The 26,951-nt window shown below is 38.2% G+C and carries 26 protein-coding genes and 1 pseudogene; 4 read left to right on the forward strand and 23 right to left on the reverse strand.

Annotation, left to right across the window (positions count from 1 at the left end; all coding sequences use genetic code 11):
- Positions 1 to 189: 189 nt before the first annotated feature.
- The 5 genes and pseudogenes from strainIA91_RS09180 to strainIA91_RS09200 form a co-directional block, all read right to left on the reverse strand.
- Positions 190 to 363, reverse strand: a pseudogene (locus strainIA91_RS09180) (nucleotidyl transferase AbiEii/AbiGii toxin family protein); the annotation flags it as partial.
- Positions 356 to 1,129, reverse strand: a complete 774-nt coding sequence (locus tag strainIA91_RS09185; RefSeq protein WP_400166483.1) for a type IV toxin-antitoxin system AbiEi family antitoxin domain-containing protein — start codon at positions 1,127 to 1,129, stop codon at positions 356 to 358. The gene strainIA91_RS09185 and the pseudogene strainIA91_RS09180, both read right to left, overlap by 8 nt.
- Positions 1,130 to 1,668: 539 nt before the next feature.
- Positions 1,669 to 2,787, reverse strand: a complete 1,119-nt coding sequence (locus strainIA91_RS09190; RefSeq protein ID WP_400166484.1) for an ATP-binding protein — start codon at positions 2,785 to 2,787, stop codon at positions 1,669 to 1,671.
- A 228-nt stretch (positions 2,788 to 3,015) separates the two neighbouring features.
- A complete protein-coding gene (locus strainIA91_RS09195; protein ID WP_400166485.1) occupies positions 3,016 to 3,393 on the reverse strand; it encodes a four helix bundle protein in 378 nt (125 codons plus the stop codon).
- A gap of 140 nt (positions 3,394 to 3,533) precedes the next feature.
- Complete coding sequence (locus strainIA91_RS09200; protein WP_400166486.1) at positions 3,534 to 4,709, reverse strand: hypothetical protein; 1,176 nt, start codon at positions 4,707 to 4,709, stop codon at positions 3,534 to 3,536.
- On the opposite strand from strainIA91_RS09200, the gene strainIA91_RS09205 reads away from it, so the two are divergent.
- The 3 genes from strainIA91_RS09205 (at position 4,698) to strainIA91_RS09215 (ending at position 5,994) form a co-directional block, all read left to right on the forward strand.
- Positions 4,698 to 4,922: a hypothetical protein gene (locus strainIA91_RS09205; protein WP_400166487.1), complete on the forward strand. Its 225-nt coding sequence runs from the start codon at positions 4,698 to 4,700 to the stop codon at positions 4,920 to 4,922. The genes strainIA91_RS09200 and strainIA91_RS09205 overlap by 12 nt on opposite strands.
- Before the next feature lie 245 nt (positions 4,923 to 5,167).
- Entirely contained in the window at positions 5,168 to 5,356 is a 189-nt protein-coding gene (locus strainIA91_RS09210; RefSeq protein WP_400166488.1) for a hypothetical protein, read from the forward strand.
- A 248-nt stretch (positions 5,357 to 5,604) separates the two neighbouring features.
- Positions 5,605 to 5,994, forward strand: a complete 390-nt coding sequence (locus strainIA91_RS09215; RefSeq protein WP_400166489.1) for an endonuclease domain-containing protein — start codon at positions 5,605 to 5,607, stop codon at positions 5,992 to 5,994.
- Positions 5,995 to 6,449: 455 nt separating this feature from the next.
- On the opposite strand, the gene strainIA91_RS09220 is transcribed toward strainIA91_RS09215, so the two are convergent.
- The 16 genes from strainIA91_RS09220 to strainIA91_RS09295 form a co-directional block, all read right to left on the reverse strand.
- The gene (locus strainIA91_RS09220; RefSeq protein ID WP_400166490.1) at positions 6,450 to 8,330 is read right to left on the reverse strand and encodes a hypothetical protein; all 1,881 of its coding nucleotides are present in this window, start codon (positions 8,328 to 8,330) and stop codon (positions 6,450 to 6,452) included.
- A 216-nt stretch (positions 8,331 to 8,546) separates the two neighbouring features.
- Entirely contained in the window at positions 8,547 to 8,990 is a 444-nt protein-coding gene (locus tag strainIA91_RS09225; protein ID WP_400166491.1) for a WxcM-like domain-containing protein, read from the reverse strand.
- A 20-nt stretch (positions 8,991 to 9,010) separates the two neighbouring features.
- Positions 9,011 to 10,147, reverse strand: coding sequence for a non-hydrolyzing UDP-N-acetylglucosamine 2-epimerase (gene wecB, locus strainIA91_RS09230; RefSeq protein ID WP_400166492.1), 1,137 nt, complete (start codon positions 10,145 to 10,147; stop codon positions 9,011 to 9,013).
- 40 nt (positions 10,148 to 10,187) lie between these two features.
- Positions 10,188 to 11,327, reverse strand: coding sequence for an NAD-dependent epimerase/dehydratase family protein (locus tag strainIA91_RS09235; RefSeq protein ID WP_400166493.1), 1,140 nt, complete (start codon positions 11,325 to 11,327; stop codon positions 10,188 to 10,190).
- 46 nt (positions 11,328 to 11,373) lie between these two features.
- Entirely contained in the window at positions 11,374 to 12,411 is a 1,038-nt protein-coding gene (locus tag strainIA91_RS09240; protein WP_400166494.1) for a polysaccharide biosynthesis protein, read from the reverse strand.
- A gap of 24 nt (positions 12,412 to 12,435) precedes the next feature.
- Positions 12,436 to 13,539, reverse strand: a complete 1,104-nt coding sequence (locus tag strainIA91_RS09245) for a glycosyltransferase family 4 protein (protein WP_400166495.1) — start codon at positions 13,537 to 13,539, stop codon at positions 12,436 to 12,438.
- Between the two features lie 22 nt (positions 13,540 to 13,561).
- On the reverse strand, positions 13,562 to 14,749 hold the full coding sequence (locus strainIA91_RS09250; protein ID WP_400166496.1) for a glycosyltransferase: 1,188 nt from the start codon (positions 14,747 to 14,749) through the stop codon (positions 13,562 to 13,564).
- Positions 14,750 to 14,914: 165 nt separating this feature from the next.
- Positions 14,915 to 15,997, reverse strand: coding sequence for a glycosyltransferase (locus strainIA91_RS09255; protein ID WP_400166497.1), 1,083 nt, complete (start codon positions 15,995 to 15,997; stop codon positions 14,915 to 14,917).
- Positions 15,987 to 16,541: an acyltransferase gene (locus tag strainIA91_RS09260; RefSeq protein ID WP_400166498.1), complete on the reverse strand. Its 555-nt coding sequence runs from the start codon at positions 16,539 to 16,541 to the stop codon at positions 15,987 to 15,989. Before strainIA91_RS09260 ends, strainIA91_RS09255 begins: the two co-directional genes overlap by 11 nt.
- Positions 16,542 to 16,648: 107 nt before the next feature.
- Positions 16,649 to 17,959 (reverse strand): hypothetical protein, encoded by a 1,311-nt coding sequence (locus tag strainIA91_RS09265; protein ID WP_400166499.1) that lies wholly within the window; start codon positions 17,957 to 17,959, stop codon positions 16,649 to 16,651.
- Positions 17,960 to 17,970: 11 nt separating this feature from the next.
- Positions 17,971 to 19,155, reverse strand: a complete 1,185-nt coding sequence (locus tag strainIA91_RS09270) for a glycosyltransferase (protein WP_400166500.1) — start codon at positions 19,153 to 19,155, stop codon at positions 17,971 to 17,973.
- A gap of 9 nt (positions 19,156 to 19,164) precedes the next feature.
- Positions 19,165 to 20,430, reverse strand: a complete 1,266-nt coding sequence (locus strainIA91_RS09275) for an oligosaccharide flippase family protein (protein ID WP_400166501.1) — start codon at positions 20,428 to 20,430, stop codon at positions 19,165 to 19,167.
- 169 nt (positions 20,431 to 20,599) lie between these two features.
- Positions 20,600 to 21,766: an NAD-dependent epimerase gene (locus strainIA91_RS09280; RefSeq protein WP_400166502.1), complete on the reverse strand. Its 1,167-nt coding sequence runs from the start codon at positions 21,764 to 21,766 to the stop codon at positions 20,600 to 20,602.
- Between the two features lie 53 nt (positions 21,767 to 21,819).
- Entirely contained in the window at positions 21,820 to 22,146 is a 327-nt protein-coding gene (locus tag strainIA91_RS09285; RefSeq protein ID WP_400166503.1) for a MarR family EPS-associated transcriptional regulator, read from the reverse strand.
- Between the two features lie 731 nt (positions 22,147 to 22,877).
- The gene (locus strainIA91_RS09290) at positions 22,878 to 23,273 is read right to left on the reverse strand and encodes a four helix bundle protein (protein ID WP_400166504.1); all 396 of its coding nucleotides are present in this window, start codon (positions 23,271 to 23,273) and stop codon (positions 22,878 to 22,880) included.
- A gap of 321 nt (positions 23,274 to 23,594) precedes the next feature.
- Positions 23,595 to 24,716 (reverse strand): ATP-binding protein, encoded by a 1,122-nt coding sequence (locus strainIA91_RS09295; RefSeq protein WP_400166505.1) that lies wholly within the window; start codon positions 24,714 to 24,716, stop codon positions 23,595 to 23,597.
- Between the two features lie 688 nt (positions 24,717 to 25,404).
- Here strainIA91_RS09295 and strainIA91_RS09300 point away from each other — a divergent pair.
- The gene (locus strainIA91_RS09300; protein ID WP_400166506.1) at positions 25,405 to 25,665 is read left to right on the forward strand and encodes a four helix bundle protein; all 261 of its coding nucleotides are present in this window, start codon (positions 25,405 to 25,407) and stop codon (positions 25,663 to 25,665) included.
- Here the strand turns inward: strainIA91_RS09300 and strainIA91_RS09305 are convergent.
- Both strainIA91_RS09305 and strainIA91_RS09310 read right to left on the reverse strand, forming a co-directional pair.
- Positions 25,641 to 26,624, reverse strand: a complete 984-nt coding sequence (locus strainIA91_RS09305) for an IS3 family transposase (RefSeq protein ID WP_400166507.1) — start codon at positions 26,622 to 26,624, stop codon at positions 25,641 to 25,643. The genes strainIA91_RS09300 and strainIA91_RS09305 overlap by 25 nt on opposite strands.
- Positions 26,621 to 26,929, reverse strand: a complete 309-nt coding sequence (locus strainIA91_RS09310; RefSeq protein ID WP_400166508.1) for a transposase — start codon at positions 26,927 to 26,929, stop codon at positions 26,621 to 26,623. The genes strainIA91_RS09305 and strainIA91_RS09310 overlap by 4 nt, the downstream gene beginning before the upstream one ends.
- Between the last annotated feature and the right edge of the window lie 22 nt (positions 26,930 to 26,951).

Here is a 26,951-nt window from a genome sequence, read left to right on the forward strand (position 1 = left end):
TGACACCGATTTTTGATGTTTTTCATGAGACATTCTTGAGATGTTTAAAAATTTCCATTGGACGGACGGTAAATCTTTAACATGCGGGATGTTTAACAAATCCCATTCGGGTTTATTTTCCTTTACAGACAAGATAAAGCGCTTATCTGATTCATTAAAAGCTATTTTCAACTAATTTATTAAGTCCTATCGTGAGAATAATGGCAAAAAGCACAGATCAATATCAATAGAGAGGCGTGGCATATTTCTGACAAAGAAATTTATTGCGGTCCCTCCTTTTAATGCTAAGGCCTTCTCACTGCCAATCAGGGGTAAAATTTTCAACAACAAAGATGCTTTTTGATAATATAATTCATCAATCATTTACATACTCTTCCGGGACAGTTATAAGAAATTCTTTATCCAGTTTTCCATTTTTAATGATTTGCCTTTTTCCGGAGCCCAAATGTATAAGATCTGTTTCCAGTTCATCAAACCAGGGATAATGGAGGCGTTTCGCCATAAACATGAACAGCCGGTTCACTTTGACCGAGGTACAGGAATTCAGTAGTGCTTGCATCACAGTAGGCCGCAGTGATGGAAGCATTTCCATCAGTTTAATGGCTTCATCAAACCCTTGTCTGTCCGGAATCAGATATAATATTTCCAGAAGGGCTCTTTCATTCGAGGAGATTTTGAAAGAATACTCATTTCTTTCAAAAGAAGTAAAAGAATCCTTAACTGAATAATCCAAAAAATTTGTCCGGATGAATTCAAATCGCCACGTTTTTTTATGGTTAAGAAACCACTCCGGCAGGTTTTCCTTCACAGGCGAAAACAGATATACTGTTTCCTGATTTAATTGGATATAGTGCGATATGCCCTGTAAAGACAGAGATGTTTTCCCCCCGCAATGAATATTCTTACCTAACTGTTGCTGAACCGCAGCCAGGGAACCAAGGCAATCAACTGTATCATGATATTTTTTAAAAGCACCGTTTCCCACACGTTCTATCCATGAACTTCTTACATAATGTTGGACAAGATCACTGTTGTATCCAAGCTTATTCAAATATGATTGGGTATAAACCAGACCATTGGGCCATTCAGAGATGAGAGAGTTTATTTTTGTTCTATTTCTTGTAGTCATGCTACGATTATACTATTTATATTAAACTATTTCAAAGAAAAAAGTCGACAATCGACAGTCGAAAGTCAAAAGTCGAAAGTCGAAAGTCGAAAGTAGCGAGGTGCGAGGTGCGAGGTGCGAGAAAGTGACGCGTGACGCGTAACGCGTAACAAGGGGGTGCGTGTGTCAAGTCCCCTCTGGAGAGGGGATTTAGGGGTGTGTAGGAGAGTAACGCGTGACGCGTGACGCGTGACGAGAGGGTTGGGAGCGTCAATAGACGGTGAGGGCGAAAAAGTCCCCTCTTGAGAGGGGATTTAGGGGTGTGTAAGGCGGCGAAGCCGCAAGGAGCGAGGGGCGAGGAAGGCTGGCACTTCGTGCCTTTTTGGAAGTTAGAAGCTGGAAGTTAGAAGTTAGCGCCACTTCGCGGCTGGGGATTGGGAACTGGGGACTGGGGATTGGGGACTGGCTGGGTGCGTCAATTGATCTACGCAACCCAATTCATAATTCATCATTCAATTCATAATTCTTAATTCATCATTCATCATTCTACCACAATGTTTTTATATTTTCCCGGTCATAAAATCATTCCACCCCATAATTTGGATATCTGTCATGGCGGTAGATTCTTTTCCTGCATAAATCAAAATTTTATGAACAGGGATATTGGGGTTGTGGAATTTTTTCAAATTTTTCAAATAATCCCGGTTAAATGTCATTCCGCCTTTTATTTCAATGGCGGTGATTTCCTGATTCTCTTTTTCCAGAATACAGTCAATTTCGGTCCCATTACTTTCCCGCCAGAAAAAAACAGCCGGTTGTTGACCGGAATGATACGCACGTTTTACCAGTTCGCTGATGACAAGATTTTCAAACAGAGCTCCATAGGCATAATGGGTTTGAACCACATCCGGATCTTTGATGCGCAGGAGAGATGACAGGACACCGGTGTCATAAAAGTAAATTTTGGGTGATTTTATCAATCTTTTTTGAAAGCTTTTATGATAAGGTTGCAGGAGAAAAAGGATATAACTGGCTTCCAGGAGAGAAATCCACGATTTTGCCGTATTAATACTCACGCCGGCATCATTGGCAAGTGAGGTAAGATTAAGTAATTGTCCGGCGCGGCCGGCACACAATCCCAGAAAGCGCATAAAGGTATTCAGATTTTCTATTGCTTTCAGTGAACGAATATCCCGCTCGACATAGGTTTGAATATAGGACGGATAAAAATCTCCAGGGTCTATTTGCTGATCATAGAGTCTGGGATAAAACCCGTTTACAATCAGGTTTTTTGGATCCTGATGATTCATTCGGGGTAATTCTCTCAAGTCAAAGGGAAATAAATGTCCAATATAAACTCGTCCGGCCAGGGATTGAGAAATCCGTTCATTCATTAAAAAACTTTGGGATCCGGAGAGGATATACTGCCCCGGTATATTCCTTTCATCGGAAATGTCCTGAATATAACTAAACAAATCAGGGAGATATTGGGCTTCATCAAAAATAATCCTGCTCCCCTGTGTTTCAAGAAAACCACGCATATCTGCAAGAATCAGTTCACGATGATCGACACGTTCAAGATTGAAATATTTGAAATCAGGAAATGACTTTTTCAGCAGTGTCGTTTTACCTGATTGACGTGGACCTGTCAGACTTAAAACAGGAAACTGCGTCATCATTTTTTTTAGATGTTTAGAAAGGCTTCGTTGAACATACATTTTATGTATTCCTGCATTTGTAATGCATATTTACATAATTATTTCGTGCAATGCAAGATGAAAGAGTCGTCAGTCGGTAGTCGGCAGCCTGCCCTGTGGAATGAGCGAAGCGTATTTCACAGGGTCGAAAGTCGAAAGTCAGTGACGCGTGACGCGTGACGAGTAACAAGGGGGTTGATTGGAAAAATTTCAGGTTGGGAAAACGGGCTTTTTTTGACGAGAAAGATATCGGATAAGGCCGATAGTCATGTTTTTGATTTCAAGTATTTCTTTTTGAAGTGATTCTAATAATTCTTCTGAAATGTACTCAAGATTATTTGAGATGATGAGTTGTGTTTCCAGTTCCGATAAACTGCCAAGAGCAACATATAAAAATTGGATATTCTCTTTTTTAGAATGTCTTGCTGAACCTTCTGCTATATTAGACGGAATAGAAACAGCAGATCGTCGCATCTGATTGATTATACCATATTTTTCTTTATCCGGAAATGTTTTGGTAATTCTGTAAATCTCCGTGACGAATACAATGCTTCTTTTCCAAACATCTAAATCTTTATGCGATTTCAAAACAACCTCACATGTTATACACTTAACTATAATATACTAAAATATTTCACACTAAACAACAGTTATCCTACAAAAACCACTTGTTACTCGTCACGCGTCACGCGTCACGCATTACACATCAACGAATTAAGTTGCATGAATTAATAAAAATATTTCATAATCGTCGCAGTCACCATGGAATTTTCAGTGGAAATGTTGCTGTCTATGTGAAATGCAATTTTATTAAAAGGCTGATATGCCGCCCGGATGCGGAGGCCGGTGCGGGTTTCAACGGAGAGGGGGTCAACGTATTCGCGAAGGTGGCGTTTGTCGGGGGTTAGGGATAGGATGTCTGCATATTGACCGGTCCAGAGGTCTGTGATCAGGTGCCACCTCTCCCCTATCCACACAGCAGATAAGGCGCCATAGCGTGTACGGCCGGTTTCAGTAGGCAGGAGGGGATACTCGCCTACATAGAAATCGGTAAAGAGTCCTTTGTGATAGCCAAATCCTGCAGAGGAAAAAGACACTGTGGCCAGAAGGGTTTGGGGCATCCAGGGGGACCGGTTTTCCGGGAGCGTGTAAACCAATTGTGTATGACTGAGGATTTCATCAGTCCGCACTTCCCGGTCCGGGGCATCGACCTGGAACTCATCTACATAAAGGCGGGAGGTGACTTGCAGGTCCCTTCCCTCCCACTTCAGATCGGCGTAAATGAGTCCGTTATCCGTATCCCCGTCAAACTCAGAGGCATGCTCCTGATCGGCATAGGTATCATAGTTGTGGACCACATAGGAAATAAAGGGATTGGACCAGGTCCAGTCGATTTCCTGATTGAAGCCGGTATAGAGTAAAAATTCTCCCAGTCCCAGGGACCATTTCTGATAGGAAAGTTCCGCCCGGTGAAAATTAAAAATCCGGTTTATGGCCTGTCCCTCAAACCGTTCATTTTTAAGGAACTGGATCCGGTTCTCAAACGCCCAGAAAGAACCTTTCAGGGACCAGTCCACCCCATCACCGGAAATCGTCTCCCGGGCATAGGGTGAAATCTGCAGATAGGGGTGATAATCGGGAAAGAGTCTGCCCAGGCGGAAATTCAACATATCTCCAGAATAGCGAACTTCTCCGGAAAAAAACCGTCCCGTGGAAAAAAAGACGGGCAGATCGGGACGGGCGTGGGTGGCACCCACGTAGGAGCGGTCGCGGTCGGTGACGAAGCAGGAAGTGGTAAAATGCCAGCGGGGAGTCAGGGGTTGATTTAATGTGAAGGCGGCGTCGGTTTCGCCACTAAAAGACTGTGAGAAAAAAAGCAATAAATGTGTACGATGATCATTCAAGCGCTGCTGCGCAGCGTTCAAACGCCTTCGGCGTTCAAGCACCTCACTACGCTCGGTGTTCAAGGAATCTATTGGCACTTCGTGCCGTTCAATTGCTTCGCTGCGCTCAGCATTCAAACGCCTTCGGCGTTCAAGCACCTCACTACGTTCGGTGTTCAAGGAATCAAAGAATGTTTTGCTCGTTTCAATTGTTTGTTTTGGGGTGTGGAATGATGTGTTAAGCATGTAATGATCCCATCCGGATAAAATTTGGCCATAAGAAACGGAGGAAATGAAAATGGATAGAAATAAAAAAAGCACCGGAAATGTTGGTGCTTTTATTAAGGATATCATTTTGTTTATCTTAGTTTCCATGAATTGAATTTAATTCAATGGAAATAGAATATTAAGAGAATTCTTTCATTATGCCGTGTGACTCAATATATTGATTTAGGAAAGAAATTGAGGAGGATTATTTCATGCGAACATTCATTTGGATCTTGATTGGGTTATCTGCTTTGGGTTTTATCCTGGCGGTAATATCTGCTTTATTTAACGTGTCTTTATTCGGTGTAACCGCTGAGGGCTTATCCCGGGCGTGTTCGAATCTGGCACTGATTGCCATAGCGGTGCATCTTGTTATGAAAGAGAAAGGATATAACAAATAGCACATTTTGTATATAGTAGCGAATTTACCAGGAACGTGAATTAACGGATGGAGACAGAAAGTCCCCTCTGGAGAGGGGATTTAGGGGTGTGTAAGATAGTAACGAGTAACACGTGACGAGGAGTGGGGATTGGGAACTGGGGACTGGTGACTGGGCTTGATTTGGGTGCTTAGACAAAAACGCTTTTAATCTAATTTATAATTATTTATATTTCTTTGCCCCCGAAATCAAAGAAATCTTTTATGATCATGAAAGAATTCACCTTCTTACATTACAACCCTAAACTAAAAAAATATGCCCGTCAACTCCGGAATAACAGCACTAAATCCGAACGGGAACTCTGGAAATATCTAAAGGGACGAAACATGAAAGGGTATGATTTTCATCGGCAAAAACCCATTGATGAATATATTGTGGATTTTTTCTGTCCAAAACTTATGCTGGCCATCGAACTTGATGGATACAGCCATTTATTGGAAGAATACCAGAAAAAAGATCGTCGCAAAGAATATCAGTTAATGCAATTAGGAGTCAAAACAATCCGGTTTTGGGATGATGAGGTTTTGGATGACATTGATAATGTTTTACGTGTTATTGAAGAGATTATAAAAGAAAGAGAAAAAGAATTAGAGCTATAAATGTATGTTAATATACAACTTACACACCCCTAAATCCCCTCTCAAGAGGGGACTTTTTTGCCTCCCCGTCCATTGACGTTCCCAACCAATCTCGTCCCTCGCACCTCGTCACTCGTCACTCTCTTACACACCCCTAAATCCCCTCTCAAGAGGGGACTTTTTTGCCCCCCGTCCATTGACGTTCCCAACCAAGCCCAGTTACCAATCACCAGTTCCTAGTCCCCAGCCGCAAAGCGGCGCCAACTTCTAACTTCCAGCTTCTAACTTCCAAAAAGACACGAAGTGCCAGCTCCCTCTCGTCCCTCGCACCTCGTCCCTGCGGCTTCGCCGCCTTACACACCCCTAAATCCCCTCTCAAGAGGGGACTTTTTTTGCCTCATAAGCCAATAAACGCCTCTTCCTCAAACCCCCTTGTCACGCGTTACGCGTCACGCGTCACGTACATAAAGATTTAATTATTGAAGAATGATTTCTTCCACAAATTTCCATTGAATAAGTCGTATCCCATTCCGCTTACAAATATCCCTGGCGATTTCAATGTTTTCCGGTTTGATGGTGCGGGTGGTGATGATGACGGTGTCGATTTTCTTTTTTTGGGCGAGGAGGGTGAGGTCGGTGATATTGCCCAGGACTTTCTGTCCGTAGACGTTTTTATTCCAGAGGCCGGGGTTGTCATCCAGGAGTCCCACAACACGGGTGGGATCCTGTTCAATATTGGTGGCGATTTCCTGGAGGTAGTACTGACAGCGCACGCCGGCGCCATAGAGGATGACGTGTTTGATGTTTTCATGGTTATTGCTATCCAGATAGATGGTATGGAGTTTCATGTGGAGGAAACGGAGAAAAATCCGTTCGGAGATCACCACCAGGGAGACGAAGGTCCCGAGGAAAATGAGCCGTTTCAGATAGCGCCAGAAGAGAATCTCCTCCAGGGAAAAATAGAGAAACACCGTCGCAAGGGCGTGTCCCAACAGCAGGGCACCTACCAGTCGCATATAATCTTCCGGTGTGGCCCGGAGCCAGAAGCGGTTGTAAACACCGGAGATCACCAGGCTGATAAAGAGCAGGAACGTAATCACCAGATTCAGGGACGTATGACTCATCATGCCGGATGAGAGGGTGAGTCCCTCCTTGGCGATATAAATGCGGTCAATCCCCCAGTAGGTGACAAAGAGGACGATGAGATCAAAAATCGGGTGTGAGAGTCCTACCAGGGTGGAGCGACTGGGTTTGGAAAAGCCCCGGATCAGGGCTTTGGAGGACTGGTGGACCTCCGTATTGATCAGTTGCCTCATGGAAAGGTAGACAGCCATAAGGATCATGGTCAGCATGAGTCCCAGAGAGGCATCTTCAAGGAAAAAGAGAAGAAAAGCCAGGAAGGAGAAAAACAAGGCCAGCATATAGATAAATAGCACTGCCCGACCCTGGTTTTTCGAAACGGCCAGGAGCCGATGGTGTAGATGTTCCTTATCCGCTCCCATAATCCGTTCGTGATTGGACCCATTGGACTGGCGGTTCAGGATTTTTTTCACACTTCTGCGCCAAATCGCCAGGAGCACATCAAAAAAAGGCACCCCAAGGATCAGAATAGGAATAAAAATAGCAGACGTGGTAGCCAGTTTATTGGAGGCCAGGATGCCTGTGGCCGCAAAAAAATAGCCCAGGAACATGGAGCCCATATCCCCCATAAAAATCCGGGCAGGATAGAAATTATAGCGGAGAAAACCTCCCACGGCACCGGCCAGGATCAGCATCATCACCGCATTAAGCCAGACGCCTTTCAGTCCGAACATCACGGCCAGGGTAATCGACGCCACAATGGCCAGTCCCCCGGCCAGGCCATCCATCCCGTCTATCAAATTAAAGGCATTGATAAAGCCTACAAACCAGATGATGGTAAGCACCAAAGACACAGTGTCAGAGAGAGGAATGCCGAACATGGCATCCAGGCGGACACCCAGAAGCCAGGAGAGCACGGCCACGACAATGTGTCCGGACAATTTCACCAGGGCATGGATATCATAGCGGTCATCCAGGTACCCAACCAGCGTCAGCAGTCCTACGGGACCGGCAATCATCCCCAGAAAATGCACATCCATGGTTCCGGACAGGGAGATGGTATGGGAGAGGTTAAAGAGTATCCCCGTGATAAAAAAAGAGAGAATAAATCCCAGACCGCCTCCCTTGGGAGTGGGCATCGTATGGATATGCCGCCCGCCGGGGGTATCCACCAGGCCGATAAAAGGGAGAAACTCAATCAGCAGGCGCACCAGTACCATACTGATGACAAAGGCAAACATCACAAGGAGGGTTGATACAAGGATGGTCGTGATCATACGCTTAAAACTCCCATAAAATTTTTAGGCTGTATCCTGACATAAAAACCATCCTTTATTTCAAGCACATTGAATCTAATCTAATACATCTCATACCGGTCTCCTCAAGAGAGAACATAATCACAAATTTATTATTGGACAATAATAAAAATGGCTGGCGAAAATTACATATAGCCAGCCATTATTGTATGATAATACTTTAATTATAATTATTATTTAGAATTTATCCCAATCGAACCATAGATCTTTGTCGAATCGAAAATTATCTGTGCCAGATTCATTTAAAGTAAAATTTGAAAAAACCAATAATTCTGAATTATTTTCAAGAGCCTTCATTCCATTCGCAAAACCAGGTGGAATAGAAAGAACGAGTTGATCATCTTTTCTTAAAATTTTATAATCAGTTAAATCTTTATCATTAATATTTGGATAGTTACTAATATCTTTCCATACAATTACGAACTTTCCTTTAATACACATAAAATATTTATGCTCTTTTAAATGTCCCTGCCATGCCCTTATCACGCTATCATCCGGATGCTTTATAATATACATTCTTTTTATTGGAGATAAGTCAAATTCATTATTGAATACCAAGATACCTCTTCTATCCTGATGAATATTACCAATTATTAATTTGGGGAATTCTCTATTAGTCATACTATAAATAATTATTATTATTAAACTTCATTCCATACTGTTCTTTTAATGTAATCGACATAACTTAAAATAATCCTCACTACTTTTTCACTCACATTTGGCATAGAATAGTCGCTAACCTGGCGGAAGTTTCTTTCACTCCCTGTTTTTTGGGTTTGCAGTTGAACCAAGCCTTGTAATATCCGCTCAGGATTCAAACCCACCAACATTACTGAGGATTCTTCCATGGCTTCTGGTCGTTCATGTGCCTCACGAATATTAAGCGCACGAAAATTCAAGATTGAAGATTCTTCACTAATTGTACCACTATCAGAAAGTACGGCGTATGAATTCATTTGTAAGGCATTATAATCGCTAAAACTCAATGGTTTCATCCATTTAACCAGTTCATGTATTTTAACTCTTTTAGATACTAGCATCTTTCGTGTGCGAGGATGAGTACTTACTATTATTGGGTAGTGATATATTTCTGCTATATGATTCAAAGATTCAAGAAAAGCTTTAAAATTCTTTTCATAGTTTATGTTCTCCTCTCTGTGGGCGGATACCACAAAAAACTTCTCTTTTCTAAGGTTGAACTGTTGAAGAACATCAGATTTTTTAATATGTGGTAAGTAGTAATTCAAGACTTCAAACATGGGACTTCCCGTTTTGATGATACGATCGGCAGGGAGACCTTCGCTCAGTAAATATTCACGAGCAATGCTACTGTAAGTCAAATTCATATCTGCTATATGATCTACAATTTTTCGATTCGTTTCTTCAGGCACTCGTTGATCAAAACAACGATTTCCCGCTTCCATGTGAAAAATAGGGATGTGTCGCTTTTTAGCAGGGATTGCACAAAGGCAGCTATTGGTATCGCCCAATACCAGGAAAGCGTCAGGTTTTACCTTTTCAAGTATTGGTTCAATATTGATTAGTATTTGACCAACTGTTGATGAAGCTGATACACCTGCTGCATTTAAAAAATAATCAGGTTTACGAATACAAAGATCTTTATAAAATATTTCATTTAGCTCATAATCATAATTCTGCCCGGTGTGCACTGTGGCATGCTCTATTGCCTCAGAAGTATCTAAAGCTGCCATTACACGTGACAAACGAATAATTTCCGGTCGAGTACCGACTACCGTCATTACTTTAAGTTTTTTCATGCTTCAATTTTTAATTTTTTGTATTAATAAAATAACGAAATTATACTTCTTCAAAAAAAGTATCCGGATCTTCCGGATTATATTTTTCATTAATCCAGAACAAGGTATAAAGATCATCATTACCGATATTGGTAATATTATGGGTAAACCATATTGGCATGTCCACAAAAGAGGGTTGACTCCCATCTAAAAAAAATGAAAGTACTTGATCAGAACCAATTCTACGTAAATCAATTCGGGCTTTTCCCTTAATCACAGCAAAACGTTCAGCTTTCCGTGTGTGGAAATGATTTCCACGGGTTATACCGGGAACAGTCGTTGAAAAACTAATCTGTCCCCCATTACTTAGTTTCATAACCTCAACAAAACTTCCCCGTTTATCTGAATTCAATTTCAGATGGAAGGGAAAAAAATCTGAATGGTTAATATAGCAAAGAAATGTATTGTACAGTTCTCGATTAAACGGATTTGTCAAATCCGGTATTTCTCCACTGTTGAAATAATTCTTTTTATATGATTCAAGCAGGTATAAAAGTTCTGAAACCCTGATCACAGTCGTGGAAGGTACATTAATCTCTTCAACGTAACAATCATTTTTATACTTAGAGTGTATCTCATCAATTTGATGAATGATCTGTTCAACTAATTGAGAAACATAGATTATTTTCAATTGGCCATCTATTTCAATTTTTGGGATTTCTCCATGGGTCAATTGGTAACAAAATGTAGACACAACAGAATTGTAATAGGGATGGCCGAAGGGTCCAAATACATTGGGAATAATTAAACCACTGAATTTAGCATGATTTCTATTAGCCCATTGTTCAAGTAATTTCCGACCTTCTTTTTTTGATTTTCCATACAAATTATCTTTTTCTTCCTGTGTGGAAGAAGAATAAAGTATATGCGGTGATGAATTCGTTTCTTCACATGCTGTAATAAGTTGCTTAACTAAACTGATATTTGTTTCATAAATGACATGTGGATCCTTGTGCCGGTTCATAGCAGCCAGATGAACAATAGCATCACATTGTACTACAAATTTTCCCAATTTTTTTATGTCATTGAAATATTCATCTTCAAAGGGAATGCGTTCATATTTATTTGGATATAAACCAAGTGTATTATAAAGATGTGTCCCAATGAATCCACTTTGACCCGTTATACCTACTTTTATCATTATCCATCCTACTTCATTTCATTCAATTGAATTTATTTAATCTTTTTTATTCAAGATATTGTTCAACTTCTTCGCCCAATATATCATTACGAATCATTGGCAGTTTTAGCAACAATTCCTGCATGCCTTTTACATCAAGGCGGCGGGTGTTGTGCGAGTGGTAGTCTTCCAGTTTGGAGATTTTTTCTTCGCCCACCTCAAAATATTTGTCGTAATTCAGGTCACGGGTATCGGCGGGTATGCGGAAATAGTTGCCCATGTCGATGTGTTTGGCCATTTCTTCGCGGGTTACCAGAGTTTCGTACAGCTTTTCGCCGTGACGGGTACCGATGACCCTGATTTTTGTATCCGTTTTGTACAATCCGATGAGTGACTCAGCCAAAACAGTAAGAGTGGCTGCCGGTGCTTTTTGCACAAACAAGTCGCCGTTTTCGCCGTTTTGAAAAGCATACAATACTAAATTCACAGCATCTTCCAGTGTCATCATAAAACGGGTCATATTGGGGTCAGTAATGGTAATGTCTTTTCCTTCCTTCATTTGGTTTACCCACAGCGGGATTACTGAACCGCGGCTGGCCATAACGTTGCCGTAACGGGTGCAGCAGATGGTGGTGGCTGCATCCGGTCCCAAAGCACGACCTTTGGCAATGGCCACTTTTTCCATCAGGGCCTTGCTCATGCCCATGGCGTTGATGGGGTAAGCGGCTTTATCAGTGCTGAGTACCACCACATTTTTAATTCCGTGCTGAACAGCTGAATCCAGCACGTTCTCCGTGCCGAATACATTGGTACGTACCGCCTGTGTGGGGAAAAACTCACACGAGGGCACCTGTTTCAGCGCTGCTGCATGAAAAATGTAATCCACGCCCGGCATGGCGCCATCCACACTGCGTTTGTCGCGTACATCGCCAATGTAAAATTTTACCTTCGGGTTTTTGAGCCGGTGGCGCATGTCATCCTGTTTTTTTTCGTCGCGGCTAAAAATGCGGATTTCCTTAATATCCGAATCCAAAAACCGGTTGAGCACGGCATTGCCGAAAGAGCCGGTACCGCCGGTGATTAAGAGTGTTTTATTTTTAAACATGATTTGTATAGTTTTTTAATTTTATTATGAAGTTAGTTCTTCAATTTTAGCTTTATATAAATTAATAACAATTTCCTCAGAATATTTATTTTCAGCTATTTTTCTACCTTCTTCCCCCATTTTTAACCGTTCATCTTGTGATAAGTTTATTATCATTTCCATTTTATTCTGAAGGTCGATTGTATCTTTTGCCTTACAAAGTAATCCATTTTTGCCATGTTCTACAACTTCACGACAGCCTGGTACGTCAGTTGTCACAATTGGAAGATTCATTGAAGCCGCTTCAATGAGTGATTTTGATAAACCTTCGCGGTATGAGGGTAAAACCATAACATCCGTATCCGAAAGTACTTTTACCATATCGTCCTGTTTCCCAATAAATTTTATTTGTTTATTTTTTAACCACTCATTTAATTCTTCTTGTGTGATCGCAGTTTTGTTTGCATAACCCAATTCTCCAACAATTTTAAAAACGATGTCTGCGTACTTTTTTGATAAATTATTTGCTGCTTGCATATATTCTACTATTCCTTTGTCTTTGAGCAACCGGCCCACAAAAAGAAATTTTTTTCCTTTGTTCGATACTCTTTTGAAGTTAAATCTAGTAGTGTTAACTCCTGAACCTGGTAATACGGAAAGGTTATTTCTATTTACTAATTTGGAATTGATGAACAGATCTTTATCTGCATTATTTTGGAAAAATACCCAGTTACTTTTTTTGAAAGCGATATAATACAAAAATCTCCCAATATAAGATGCTAAGCTTTTTTTTATAAAAAGTGTACCCAAACCACTCACATTATTAATAACAGGTATCCCCAATTTTCTGACAGCCAGGTTTCCATAAATATTTGGTTTTATTGTATAACTAAGAATAATGTCGGGTTGAACTTTCAGGAAGATTTTTTTATATTCTTTGATCAATTTTAAATCCTCAACAGGATTGGTTCCCTTATGGTTTATGTTGACTTTGAAATGTTTAACTCCATACTTTTCAAGATTATCAACATATTTATCTTCCGGAGATACAGCAAAAACATCATGACCATCGTTCAATAAAGTTTTAATTAAACCAAGTCGGAAATTGTAAATATTCCAGGCTGTATTGATAGATATTGCAATTCTCATATTGTTATCATTGTTAATTTATTCAATCAATTTCAAGGTGTTGAAAAAAAACAGCAGTGCTATTTTTGAATTTCTTGTAGGAAAACAATTCGGAATCAGCACAGTGTTGCTTCATCTTTAGCAGTTGACTATTATCTATTGATAACGCTTTTAAAAGTGATTTATTAAGGTTTTCATTCGTCGAAATATCAAGTATAAAGCCGGTTTTTCCATCGAATAAATAATCTTTTAAATCACTGGTAAGATTTGTAAGAACTGGTATTCCGGCTGTTATTGACTCCACAAATTTTGTTGGAAAACCAGCAGTATTAACCAAATTATTATCTCTTATAAAAATGGAAAAATCTGAAGATTTTAATAAATCCAAAGCTTCCAGGTGACCCTTTCTGCCATAAAAAAGAATATTATCACGAATGTTTTGGGAAACTGGTTGATTTGAAAATGATGTTTTATATTCAGATTCAGAAATTCCAATAATCTGAAATAAAAAATCGGGATAATGCTTTTTAATTTCGGATAATGATTTAATAATTAAATCCAACCTGTCTTTTTTACCGGCACCCGGTGAGCCAACATAGGTAAGAACCCTTATTTTATTTTTGCTGTAAATATTAGAATTCCGCCATTTTAATTCACTTTTATCAATTAAAGGGGGAAGTTTTACGCACGTTTTTTTCTTGTAAAAATTCATTAAAAAATTACTTATTGCAATAATGCCATCCATTTTAAAATGGACATATTTCATTCTTAATGAATTATCAATTTTTTTTATGGACTTAAGTAAAAAGGACCCTTCAGGTTGATACCATTCCGTAACATCAGCAATTATTTTAATTTTTCTTTTTTTACAGTAGTTTCTTAATCTCCATAATTTTATTGCAGGATAATTGTAAGCAATAACCATTGCAACATTATTCTTTAAGTCTTTTTCAACAATTTGTTTTACTTTAGATATGCTGGTTATATAAATGAACCATTTTTTTACCGAATCAGGATATTTTACTGCTTTTGAATAAAAAAGAAAATTATATGCATTAAACTTTTTGAAAAGCTGATCATCCCTTTCTATGGATTTATTTATTCCATTGAAAAATACTTTAAAGTTTAATTCTGAAAGTAATTTAGAATTATTAATAACCCTTTGCGCAGCAGCATTTCTGTCAGGGAATTCAAATCCTCCAATATATAATATATTTTCTTTTTTATTCATATTCTGCACTACTTATAATAATCAATATTGTTTTTGCCAAATACTCCAGAATCTTTTTCCTATACCTGCATTCAGGCTTTATATGGTATTGCAGACAAGTTTTTTCATGAGGTATTATTATTCCGTGTTTTTATTTCACCATCAATTCGTTTTAAATCTACGTATTCAATTTGAAACAAGTAGCTTTTGATATAAATCATCGACATGCTGTAATAATTTTTTTTGAGAAAATTCAGAATCAACAGTCTTTTTTGCATTCGCTGAAAGTTCTGATGCAATTTTAGGATTGTTATTGATAAATTTTAATGCATCTATTATGCTTTTTGAATCTTTTGGAGTTACAAGTATTCCATTTTCTTTATGTTTGATAACTTCCGGATTGCCTCCAACGTTTGTGACTATGGGGATTAAACCAAGTGAGCAGGCTTCCAACAATGCATTTGATAAATTTTCATGTAAAGTTGCAAATAAAAAAACATCACATTCGGCCAAAATTGGAAGCACGTTTTTTTGGTGACCTAATAAAAATACACGACCTTCCTTTATTTCACCCTCTAATTTTTTTTTCATTTCAGAAATTAAAGGACCATCGCCAATAAAAACAAATGAAAAATGATTTGGAGAAAATGATTTTATTGCCTCTATTATAAAAGTTATTCCTTTGTCGTAAACCATCCGGCCAACAATGGCCACTAATATTTTTGAGGTATCTATGTTATTTTTTTTCCTGAAATAAACAGGCTCTATGGAATTTGCATTTATTTCAGGAGCAGAATTATGAATGGTACCTATAAAATTTTCAGAAAACTTTTTAATCATTCTTTTTTTTACCATGGCTTTAGAAACAGTATAAACATGAGATGCCAGTTTTAGAGTAACAGGTTCTATAATCCAACCAAAAATAAATTTTTTAAACCAATGTGAATTTAAAACATCGGTAGATGAACCACGTACAGCAATTATTATCTTTTTCTTTTTTGCTAGTCTGGCAGCTACTACGGCATGAAATCCTGATGCCTGAAGGCCTGACAGATGAATAATGTCCGGGTTAAAAGAGTCTATTTGTTTTTTTAATGACTTAATTAAGCTAAAGCTAATTTTTCCTCCTGCATGAAAGTTTTGTGTTAAAAATCCAAATTCATATTTTTTATTCAACCAGGAATTAAAAATAAGTTTTGCCGCATTATTAGGACCACTTATTTGGTTTGGCATAATTAAATGCAGCATTATTTTGGGATTATTTTCCATTATATCTTAATTCGAGTAATTCTTCATGTCTAATAATTTGGTCTTCACTAAATCTATATTTAATAAGTTTTGCTGGATTACCACCAACTATAGCATAAGGTGGAACTTCTTTTGTAACAACTGCACCTGCTGCAACAACGGCCCCCTTCCCTATTTTTACACCTTTTAAGATAGTTGCGTTACAACCAATCCAAACATCATCCTGAATTATAACATCCTGGTCATTTTCTGACAACTTTTCTTTTACATTATACATATATTCGCCTAAGACATCTATGCGATGATTTCCTCCGCGGATAGTAACATTTGGACCGAACATTACATAGCTTCCAATATAAATATGTGAAATGCTTGCAATAAATGAAGCTCGACTTCCAATATAAATATTACTACCTAAATGAATGTTGTTATATGTAAATTCGCAATTTTGGCCTATATAAACATTTGGCCCATATTCTGCAATTAATAGTTTTTGTAAACAAGAGTTAAAACCTTTTAACTTCCTTAAAAATATTAAAATGATTTTTGCAATTGATTTAAGCATATTCAAATATTAGTTTTAAAAAAAATAATTTAGGCATAAAATATAATTTGCCTTTACAAAATTCATATAAAGCTTTTAGTATTGAATCAGAAAAGATTTTCATATCCTTAAGTAACTTGTTGTTCTTGTTTATTTTGCATAATATAAAATTTTTTATTTTTTGCATAAAGAAAAAGAATTAAAAAGAAAGATGCAGCATTTCCCAGTGTATGAAAAACCTGATTATTAGCAGGTATCATAAACCAGAATATAAAGAATTGACCAAGCAATAAATAGCCATAAGGATTTCCTGTTCTTATCGTTTTATTCCATAGTAATGAAAATTGAAAACTAACATAACCCATTATAATTGGTAATAAATAAAATGAAAAATCAGACGCCAGCCAGGGAAAAATCGTTGACCAGACACTCAAGGCCGGATAACCATTTATCATTTCATTCCGTACTAAATAACTATTCTGAAATAAATCCGGTACTCCCAGATATTTTACAAACATTGTTGAAATACCCCTGATGCTGGTAAATCCGTATGTTGTTTCAAATGGCAACTCTAAACAATAATCAAGACCAATATACCCGTGAGAGATATAAAAACCCAATACTTTTATACCTTCAAAAAGATCGTTTTCCTGGCTAATTCTGTTACTTATAAAAAAAAGAATAACACAAATTCCCACCAAAGCAGCAAAAAGAATTTTTATTCGCTTAGGTCTTTTAGAAAGTTTGCGAGGTAAGTTAATCACATTTTTTTTTCGTTTAATATTTACTATTGCAACTGGTATTAAAGACAAAACTACTGCACCAATTGTAATCATCGCCCCTGTTAAAAATGAGCTGATTATATAAATTATTAAAGTAACAATTGAAAAGAATTTAGTTCTTATCTTTAATTGTTTCCAATACAAAAATGAAAAAATAAGAAAAATATATTTAGTTGCGGATAATAATGTTAATGCGATGGTAATTATTGATCCAAAACCTCCACTTTCATCTAGAATATCTGGATTCCTGCGAATACTTTTCGTATAGATATAAGCTTGCCCTGGATTTTTCAAATAGTACGTTATCTCACTAAGATTTGGATAAAAAGATAAAATAATATTAACCGAATTAACTATAGTAATAATAGCAGAAATTATTATTATTTTGTCAACATTGCTCGTTTTTTCCCAAAAAGTATTTAACCCTAGTTTTTTTTGATTAAGAGATAATTGTTTACTATTTGGCAAAATATAACCGATAATAATTGATAGGAAGATTATTGTCATAAAAATTAATCCACGAGCACTAGCTGAATCATTTAGTAATAAATGCAACAAATAAGTGAAATTTAAATAAATTAATATCAGCACTATCGGAAAATAATCATATTTTGATTTAAATCGATACAACGAAAAATATTTATTACCTTTTTTCATATTTTAAAAATTTATGCTGATAAAATATCATTTAAATATTTTTCCATTGTTTGATTGTAATTCGTATAATCAAAATTCTCTTTTGCACTCAAGTGTGCATTATTAGACATTGTTGTAAATTTTTCTTCTGTCAAGCCTAAAGCTTTTCTGACGGCTATTGCAAATTCTTTTGCAGCCAGTTTATTAACAATAATACCATTTTTAAATTCAAAAATAAAGTTGCCCAAATCACTTGTTAAATTCACAATTACCGGCACACCTGAAGCCAGTGCCTCTGGTATTTTAGAGGGAAAACCCGCTTTAGAATATCTTGCAACCGGGCGTAACAAAAATAAAAAATGCGACTTAGACAAGTATTGTTCAACTTCATCTTTTGAGATTCTTCCAACGACTGATAAAATATTTCCCAAATTATTAATTAGTTTTTTACCGTTGGGCAATTGTTCTTTTAAAGTTTCTTTATCACAACCTGCAATTATGATTTTTATTTTCTCTTTTTCAGCCTTATTCAGCATTGCAAAACCAGCTAAAGCAATTTCAATAAAATCTTTTTTCTGTATAGAGCCAGCATAAAAAAAAGTAACAGGAGGCAAATGAGGTAAAGTATGAGGCAAATAGTCGTTTATTACTATGGGCGGGGGCAAATAAAATGTGTTACACTTTCTTAATTTGTAATAATTTTCCAAATATTTGCTAACGCATATTACATTTTTTGCCTTGGGAATTAAAAATCTATTCTTTAGATCATGTAATAAATATTTTAAATTAAATCTTCCAAAATTAAATTGAAAACTACTATGCCACTCTGTCACATCAACTAATTCAGGCAATTTGTATCTTTTGGAGAATAAACGTAAAATAATACTGTAATTTTTATATGAAGAAACTATTAAACAAACATTTTTTCTTTCAGTCGGTTTTAATGTGGATTTTAATATTTGTTTTATATCATATCTGTTTATAATTCTTTTAAACCTACTTAAGTTTGGTTTGTAATAGCTACGGTACTCAATATTTTTATATGCATACTGTCCTGTTGTTTTATTATAGTAAGCTTTATTAGCTAAAGTGTTTGTTAGAACAATAACCTTATATCCCGCATCTTGCATGGAAAGAGCCATTGCGTAAATCCTGTTTGCATTAGCGTCGCCTCCTGGGAAAGGAGAAAAGGTATATATGATAATAATGTTTTTCATGTTGAGAATTTATTCAGATGTAGATTTTTTAAATTTCAAATAGTAAAAAATAATTACAGATAAATAAGTAAATCCTGCAAAAAGCTTTGCATAAGCAGCACCGTATTCTCCATATTTTGGGATAAGCAGAAAACTACTCAACATTAGACTTCCTCCAACAAAAAAAGCAGAATTTCTTAAAGCCTTGCCTTTTCCATTTGCCCCCAAAAACCGATTAAAAAAATCTCCAAAACCATAAGCAATTACACCAAAACTAACGATAAAATTTAGAGGAATAACTGTTGAAAAATCTTCACCATAAATGAAATTTATAAATGGCGGTACAATAATCCACAACCCGAATAGTGATGCCAGACTTAAACCCAATGTTATTAAAAGTAACTTTTTAGAAACAATTTTATTTTTTGAAAAATCTTTATAATGGGTTGTTGCTATTGTGTTAGGTATAAATGTTAATGGCATTGTAAAAGTCAGAGCAAGGGAATAAAAACCAACGCCACTGTTATCTGCTCCAAAATAGCTAATTAATATTTCAGAAAAATAAGAGAAGCCTAAGGCAAACAAACTTCCTAAATATACATTTAAACCAAAAGATTTATTGTAATTCCAAATTTCAATAAATCTTTTCCTTAATCTTTTGAACGAAACATTGAGTTTCCTGAGTATAATCAAATAAACAATTACTTCAGTGCCTATGTAAAAACTCCAAACAACAGCCAGCCGGTTTATTTCGATATTCCTGAAAATAAAATAAAGTGCTGCAGACATAACTAAAAAACCTACTTTTGGATATAGTCTGACTTTTGCAAGCATTCGAATGCGATTATCAGCCTGAAAAAGTGTTTCAAAATAGCGTAATAATAAAAACACCCACCCAAATGGGATTACAAATAATAGAAAATTACTTAGTTGCTTTTCCTGAATGTTGACATCGAATAAAGCATATATTACCAAAAAAAATGTCATTATAATAAATAAACCACCGGTTATGGCTAATTCTGTCCCATAATATTCTTTTGCCTTTTGTTTGTCGTTATTTAAAACCAAAGCCCGATTCCCCGCCTGAAAAAAACCAAATGTGAAAATGATAATGGCAAAATTGAAGATGCTTTGAATAAATTTATAATCGCCATAACCCTGTGGTCCCAAATATCGGGTTACAACAATGCTAGTAATAATACCAATGGGAATGCCAATGATATTAACAGAGAATAATCCCAGTACTTGTTTAGCACGAGGGTTAGATCTATATTGTTGAATTAAGTCTTTTAACATTATAACCGTCCGCCAGTCAATTCCTTTTTTATTATTCCTTTAACGTCGAAAATCACTGCTCCATTATTTTTATGCGCAATTAAGTTGATTGAAAGAAATTGTTTGAGTTTACAGCCCCCTCTAACTCCCCGCCAACTGGCGGGAGAGGCCTGGTTGTTTGCTATCAGGTTCATTGAGCAGAAAAATAAGATTTAAACCAATCAATGAATCTTTCAATTCCTTTCTGAACCAGCGTATCGGGTTTATATCCGAGGTTTTCAACCAAATCGGTTACATCAGCTTCTGTCCTGGGCACGTCGCCGGGTTGCATGGGGAGGTATTCTTTTTGGGCTTCCCTGCCTAATGTTTTTTCAATGGCGGAAATGTATTCCATGAGCTGCACCGGAGAGGAATTACCAATGTTGTAGACTTTGTATGGCGCAGTAGAAACATTCACTTCGTGAGTTTCACGTGCCGGGGGCGCAGGGGTTTGGTTTATCGGGTTTTCAATGTCGGGCGAAATCACCACCTCCCTCCGCTTATCGGCGGTGTACTCCTCCTGTGAGGAGGAGAAATTCGTGCCCTGAACATTTTTTAGTGCAGGGGGATTGTCTATTACGCGGGTAACTCCTTCCACAATGTCGTCAACAAAAGTAAAGTCGCGCACCATGTTGCCGTTGTTGAATACTTTGATTGGTTTGTCTTCGAGGATGGCTTTGGTAAAGAGGAAGAGGGCCATGTCGGGGCGTCCCCAGGGGCCGTAAACGGTAAAGAACCGGAGGCCGGTGGTAGGCAGTCCAAACAAATGGCTATAAGTGTGCGCCATTAGCTCGTTGCTTTTTTTGGTGGCGGCATACAGGCTAATGGGATGATCGACATTATCGGCTGTACTGAGGGGCATTTTGGTGTTGTTGCCGTACACGCTGCTGGAGCTGGCGTAGGCCAAATGTTTTATGTTGTGGTGGCGGCAGGCTTCAAGTATGTTGATAAACCCAACGATATTGCTGTTAATGTACGCGTGCGGGTTTTCCAAACTGTACCGCACGCCAGCCTGAGCTGCCAGGTGGCAGACTTTGTCGAATTTCTCCTGTTCGAACAGTTGATTAAGCTGTTCACGGTCTTCAAGGTTCATGCGTACAAAGCTATAGTTGTAATATTTTGTACTGTCTACCTTGGTGTACCACTTTTCTGCTTCCCTACTTATGCCTGTTTCGGCGAGGCGGGCGTATTTAAGGTTTACATCGTAATAGTCGTTGATGTTGTCGATACCTACTATGGTGTCGCCTCGTTCGAGGAGCCGTTTGGCGAGGTGGAACCCGATAAAGCCAGCAGTTCCTGTTACTAATATTTTTGTCATACGTATGGACTTGTTATTGTTTTTGATTCACTTGAGAATGAAAATAGTTTCAATTATGTTTCTGAAGAATTTCCAAATTGTTGTTCAAGTTCACGTAGTTCTTTTTGTAGTTCCTCATATTCTTTTTTCTTCCGCACGATAAATTTTTTAGTCAGCCGCAATTTCTCTTCCATTCCTTTGGGCGTGAGCCAATAATAATATTGCTTTTTGTTTTCTGCAGTCGCAAAATTCTCGATCTTAATGAGTCCTTTATCCACCAGGGCTTTGAGGATGTAGTTCACCTTCCCCACGCTGTATCCCAGCTCCTGGGAGAGGGATTTTTGCGTGAGCTGGCCGTTGGCGCGGCGAAGCAACTCTAGATTTAGCTCATCTTGATTCATATGTTAGTCGACAGTTGACAGTGGACAGTCGGCAGTCATTTGTTTTTGTGGTTCGCTGTTATTATGTGGGGTAGCTGATTTTTTATTAGTCGACAGTCGTTAGTCGGCAGAATTTAGTCGTCAGTTGACAGTCGTCTGTCGGCAGTCATTTGTTTTTGTGGTTCGCTGTTGTTTTGTGGTGTAGCTGATTTTTTTATTTAGTCGTCAGTTGACAGTCAACAGTCGGCAGAATTTAGTCGTCAGTTGACAGTCGGCAGTCATTTGTTTTTGTGGTTCGCTGTTGTTTTGTGGTGTAGCTGATTTTTTTATTTAGTCGTCAGTCGACAGTCGTTAGTCGGCAGTTATTTGTTTATGTGGTTCGCTGTTATTATGTGGTGTAGCTGATTTTTAATTAGTCGGCAGTGGACAGTCGGCAGAATTTAGTCGTCAGTTGACAGTCGACAGTCAACAGTCGGCAGATTAGTCAGCAGTCGACAGTCGTTAGTCGACAGGATTTGGTTTCTTGGTTAATATTGATTGAGTGGATAAGCTATTTTTTCTTATGATATCTAATATTAATAACTGGTTTTAAACACGTAACAACACTGTTCAGGGATGGTCAGCTGAGAACTGACGACTGTCCACTGTTGACTGTCGACTGAGCACTGACGACTGTCAATTGTCAACTGTCGACTGAGCACTGACGACTGTCCACTGTTGACTGTCGACTGAGCACTGACGACTGTCAACTGTCAACTGTCGACTGATAAAAATGGTTCTTTAATTTTATAATCGGATGTCTTGCTTAACGATTTAATAAGTCCATTGAGAATTCTGCCGATTTCGTCGGTTTTGGCAAAGAGATCGTCGAAGTCTGATTTGGTGATGTATTGGAGATCTTTCGCCAGGTAGAGCATGGATTTGACTTCGCAGCAGGAACCATTGGCAATGTATAAAAATCGCTTGAAATCTAAATCGCTCCCTCTTCCATATCCTTCAGAAATATTGTTCATTATGGATACAGAAGCTCGCTGTATTTGATCTCTGAAACTGTAATCCCTGTTTTCTTTAAAGAGGGTGTAGAGATTGAGTGTGAGAACCCTGGCTTTTTGCCAGGCAACAATTTCTTCAAATCGTTCGATTTTCATTAATTAGTTGACAGTTGACAGTCGGCAGTCGGCAGAATTTAGTCGTCAGTCAACAGTCGGCAGTCGGCAGAATTTAGTCGTCAGTCAACAGTCGGCAGTCGGCAGTCATTTGTTTTTGTGGTTTGCTGTTGTTATGTGGTATGGATGATTTTTCTGATGTGGTTAAATGGAAATTTTTAATTGTATTTTTTTCAAAAAAAATTGGAATCTTCTACTACGTTATCTTGTACTCAGGAGCAGTGAACTAGCTATTGATGACCCTGTGAAATACGTTTCACTCATTTCACAGGGCAAACTGACGACTGATTACGCTCCTCAGCGTTACGCTGGAAGGCGTAATATGTATTGCCTGAAAAATGGGTCGCTAAATGTATATTCATTTTCCTGTTTTTCAATCAGTCCGTTTTCTATGAGTCCATGTATGGCTTTTTGGGTGGTTGAGGTCGCAGATAAGTGATATTTCAGGGCATATTCACGAGAAAAAATGTTGCGACCTTCCTGAGCTAACGCGTGAAGCAATTTTTTCTGATACCGGCTTAGACGATCATACAATTCAAAATAATAATCATTTTTTAAATCAATCACTTTGTCGAATGATTCATCGATTATCTCATGATCTACTTTTTTTCCCGAGTCAATCACGGACTGCCATATTTCAGAAGCTAAAAATTGTATATAATAGGGTATGTTTCCTGCTTTATGCATCAGATATTCTGATGTTTGCTTATCAATCTGAATACCACTTTTAGAAAAGCGTCCCATTAAAAATTCAATCGTTTCATCTTTGGGTAGGGGTCCAAGTCCCATTGCCGATGCGGAATTATAGAAAGGTCTGTTGCTCCGGGTAAACATCTCCATCAGCAAATGCGTTCGACTTCCAAGAAACAGGTAATGAACATTTTGATGATGCTGAATATGACTGCGCAACAAATTCTCAAAATTTTCACCATTCAATTTTTGGATATCCTGAAATTCATCCATGATCACAATGTATGGCTTTGATTTAAGTGCCAGTTTTTCCGGCATATCAAGCACTTTTCCAAGCATGTCATCCGAAATGGACGTTTCAGAAAATGTAAAAGATATTTCGGGTTTCCCGTTTTCGCCATAAGATAAGACGGGCTTTATTCCTTTTACATATTCAGAAAAAAGGCGAAGTATTCTTTTTAAATTCCCTTGCTTTTCAAAAAGAGCACTGGAATAAGATTTGATAAAAGATTCTTTCGAATAGACGGTCATAAAATCAAAATAAACGCAAAAATATCCCGCGTTTTCCAGTTCTTTCATCGCTTTTACGACCAAAGATGTCTTCCCAAAACGCCTGGGGGCATAAAGAACCAGATTGTTCCCACCCTTTAATGTCCTGACAATCCTGTCCTTTTCGTCTACCCGATTAAAAAAATACGGTTCTGTCACAATGGTTCCGTAACTAAACGGATTCATGAAGTGTCCTTGAGTTATTTAGTCGAAAGTCGAAAGTCGAAAGTCAGTAACGAGGTACGAGGTACGAGGTACGAGGTGCGAGTAGCGAGCCCTGTGAAATAAGTCCCGATTCATCGGGATATTTCACGGGGCAGGCAATCATCTCCTAGAAGTTGGAAGTTAGAAGCTGGAAGTTGGCGTCGCTGCGCTCCTGATAGTTGGTTCAGGGGTTCAGGGGTTGGGTACAGGTTCCGACTTTCGACTGTCCACTGTCAACTTTCTCTTCCCTCGCTACTCGAACCTCATTCCTCGTTACTCGAACCTCGATACTCGTCCCTGCGGCTTCGCCGCCGGGCACGGCTCCGCCACAAACAGTCCCAAACTCCAGGGCGTTTATGAGTATGCAATATATACATTTTGAGGTGATTCAGAAATTGAATTTTAATCAAATGTGACATTTGTCACATTTGAGGAGCGAGGGACGAGGAGCGAGTAGCGAGAATGATTGGGTGGGTTAGTTAATGGTTTTGGGGATATGCTATTATTATAAATATCAAACAGGGGGAAATTGGTATTATGTAATATACTGTAACTTGAATTAAGTTGCATATATTTAATGTTTATCTTAGTTTATTTATAAGAATTGAATTGTTTTGAAATGAAGTGATAAAACGTTTCAATATCAACGTATGTTTTTGTGAGGGTCAATATGAGTATTAAGAATTTTGAAGAGATTTTGGGTTGGCAGAAAGCGAAAGAACTTACATTAGGAATTTATGGCCTATTTAAAAATAACCGTGATTATAGTTTTAGAGATCAAATACAACGAGCTTCTCTTTCCATCATGAATAATATCGCCGAGGGATTCGATAGAAATAGTAATGCAGATTTTAAAAGATTCCTTTTTATTGCTCGTGGTTCCTGCGGGGAAGTCCGTGTATTGGTTCAGGCGGAAATGGAATTTTTTTGAGATTCATTTAAGGATGAATTCCTTCTATTTCGAGCAGCCTGATCGAGTTTATGCTGTCTTTCTTTCAGGCGCTGATTCATTTTTCCATCAAAGACTTCTTTCGGAGTGAGATAGTATAGGGCACTATGCAGACGTTCATGATTGTAGTAATGAATATACTTTTCTATTTGGCGCCGGGCATCATTCATATCCAGGTAACTTGTTCTACGGATTTCTTCAGATTTTAACGTCTTATGGAAACGTTCAATTTTTCCATTACTCTGGGGGTAATTTACCGAGGTCCTGGCATGTTTCAAACCACAGACCCGCAGATATTCTTTGAAGTCTTTGCTGATAAATTGTGAGCCGTTATCCGTAATCAGGCGCGGTTTCGCCTGGGGATATTTCTCGATGGTTCGCTGCAGGGTAATCTGGACATCCCATTCTTTCATTTCTGTCCGAAGCTCATGATGAAGGATCATCCGGGAGTAACCGTCCAAAACACTGATTAAATACATGAAAGTCCCTTTCACGTTTATATAGGCAATATCTATATGCCAGTGTTCGTGGGGCTTCTTGGGCTGCTTAAAACCTTTCCTCTTAAGACTTTTTTTCAAGGGACGCCAACGCATCAATAACCCATGCTTATTCAAAATACGATACACCGTAGACGGACTGACAGCAGCAATATCTTCATCTATCATTTTGTAGGTTAACCGACGATAGCCTTCTTCGATATGATCTTTACAATAATCCACAATCGCTTGTTTTTCACGTTCCAATATCCAAAAATCACGGGGAATATGGCCATTATGCCGATTCTCCTGGCCATAGCGCCTGACCCAGGTATAATATTTGCTGGAGCTTATCCCAAGCCTTGGGATAAACCACTTCTGGGGTAGTCCGCTCTGTGTTTTCATGTTTTTTACGTATTTCACAACGGCATCCCGTATATCCGGTTCAACCCATTTACCCCTCAAATCTCCCCATTGTACTTTTTTTTTAATCGAATATTATCTGCCATGATTTCGGCTATCAGACTGTCTTTCTCTTTCAACTTCTCCTCAAGCTGACTCATACGTACGCTCTGCCCTTGGACATGCTTCTGATGCTTCGTTCCAAAACTTTCTACAGCACCTTCAAATAACTGCTTCTTCCACTTATACAGAATATTCGGATGCACGCCGTAACGCCGTGCAAGGTCACTGATCGCTACTTGGTTCTCCAAGTGTTCACGAAGTATCTCGACTTTCTGGGTGGCTGAATAACGTTTCCTTTGATTCATCTTGGTCTCCTTCAATTATCCT

Source organism: Candidatus Neomarinimicrobiota bacterium, assembly GCA_041154365.1.
GTDB lineage: Bacteria > Fidelibacterota > Fidelibacteria > Fidelibacterales > Fidelibacteraceae > Fidelibacter > Fidelibacter multiformis.

Coding starts and splice junctions, on each gene's coding strand:
- strainIA91_RS09270 (WP_400166500.1), bottom strand. CDS start 19,155: ATGAAAAACATTATTATCATATATACCTTTTCTCCTTTCCCAGGAGGC.
- strainIA91_RS09240 (WP_400166494.1), bottom strand. CDS start 12,411: ATGTTTAAAAATAAAACACTCTTAATCACCGGCGGTACCGGCTCTTTC.
- strainIA91_RS09205 (WP_400166487.1), top strand. CDS start 4,698: ATGATCATTCAAGCGCTGCTGCGCAGCGTTCAAACGCCTTCGGCGTTC.
- strainIA91_RS09255 (WP_400166497.1), bottom strand. CDS start 15,997: ATGGAAAATAATCCCAAAATAATGCTGCATTTAATTATGCCAAACCAA.
- strainIA91_RS09285 (WP_400166503.1), bottom strand. CDS start 22,146: ATGAATCAAGATGAGCTAAATCTAGAGTTGCTTCGCCGCGCCAACGGC.
- strainIA91_RS09245 (WP_400166495.1), bottom strand. CDS start 13,539: ATGAGAATTGCAATATCTATCAATACAGCCTGGAATATTTACAATTTC.
- strainIA91_RS09250 (WP_400166496.1), bottom strand. CDS start 14,749: ATGAATAAAAAAGAAAATATATTATATATTGGAGGATTTGAATTCCCT.
- strainIA91_RS09185 (WP_400166483.1), bottom strand. CDS start 1,129: ATGACTACAAGAAATAGAACAAAAATAAACTCTCTCATCTCTGAATGG.
- strainIA91_RS09290 (WP_400166504.1), bottom strand. CDS start 23,273: ATGAAAATCGAACGATTTGAAGAAATTGTTGCCTGGCAAAAAGCCAGG.
- strainIA91_RS09265 (WP_400166499.1), bottom strand. CDS start 17,959: ATGAAAAAAGGTAATAAATATTTTTCGTTGTATCGATTTAAATCAAAA.
- strainIA91_RS09295 (WP_400166505.1), bottom strand. CDS start 24,716: ATGAATCCGTTTAGTTACGGAACCATTGTGACAGAACCGTATTTTTTT.
- strainIA91_RS09225 (WP_400166491.1), bottom strand. CDS start 8,990: ATGACTAATAGAGAATTCCCCAAATTAATAATTGGTAATATTCATCAG.
- strainIA91_RS09190 (WP_400166484.1), bottom strand. CDS start 2,787: ATGATGACGCAGTTTCCTGTTTTAAGTCTGACAGGTCCACGTCAATCA.
- strainIA91_RS09220 (WP_400166490.1), bottom strand. CDS start 8,330: ATGATCACGACCATCCTTGTATCAACCCTCCTTGTGATGTTTGCCTTT.
- strainIA91_RS09210 (WP_400166488.1), top strand. CDS start 5,168: ATGCGAACATTCATTTGGATCTTGATTGGGTTATCTGCTTTGGGTTTT.
- strainIA91_RS09260 (WP_400166498.1), bottom strand. CDS start 16,541: ATGCTTAAATCAATTGCAAAAATCATTTTAATATTTTTAAGGAAGTTA.
- wecB (WP_400166492.1), bottom strand. CDS start 10,147: ATGAAAAAACTTAAAGTAATGACGGTAGTCGGTACTCGACCGGAAATT.
- strainIA91_RS09310 (WP_400166508.1), bottom strand. CDS start 26,929: ATGAATCAAAGGAAACGTTATTCAGCCACCCAGAAAGTCGAGATACTT.
- strainIA91_RS09275 (WP_400166501.1), bottom strand. CDS start 20,430: ATGTTAAAAGACTTAATTCAACAATATAGATCTAACCCTCGTGCTAAA.
- strainIA91_RS09280 (WP_400166502.1), bottom strand. CDS start 21,766: ATGACAAAAATATTAGTAACAGGAACTGCTGGCTTTATCGGGTTCCAC.
- strainIA91_RS09215 (WP_400166489.1), top strand. CDS start 5,605: ATGAAAGAATTCACCTTCTTACATTACAACCCTAAACTAAAAAAATAT.
- strainIA91_RS09235 (WP_400166493.1), bottom strand. CDS start 11,327: ATGATAAAAGTAGGTATAACGGGTCAAAGTGGATTCATTGGGACACAT.
- strainIA91_RS09300 (WP_400166506.1), top strand. CDS start 25,405: ATGAGTATTAAGAATTTTGAAGAGATTTTGGGTTGGCAGAAAGCGAAA.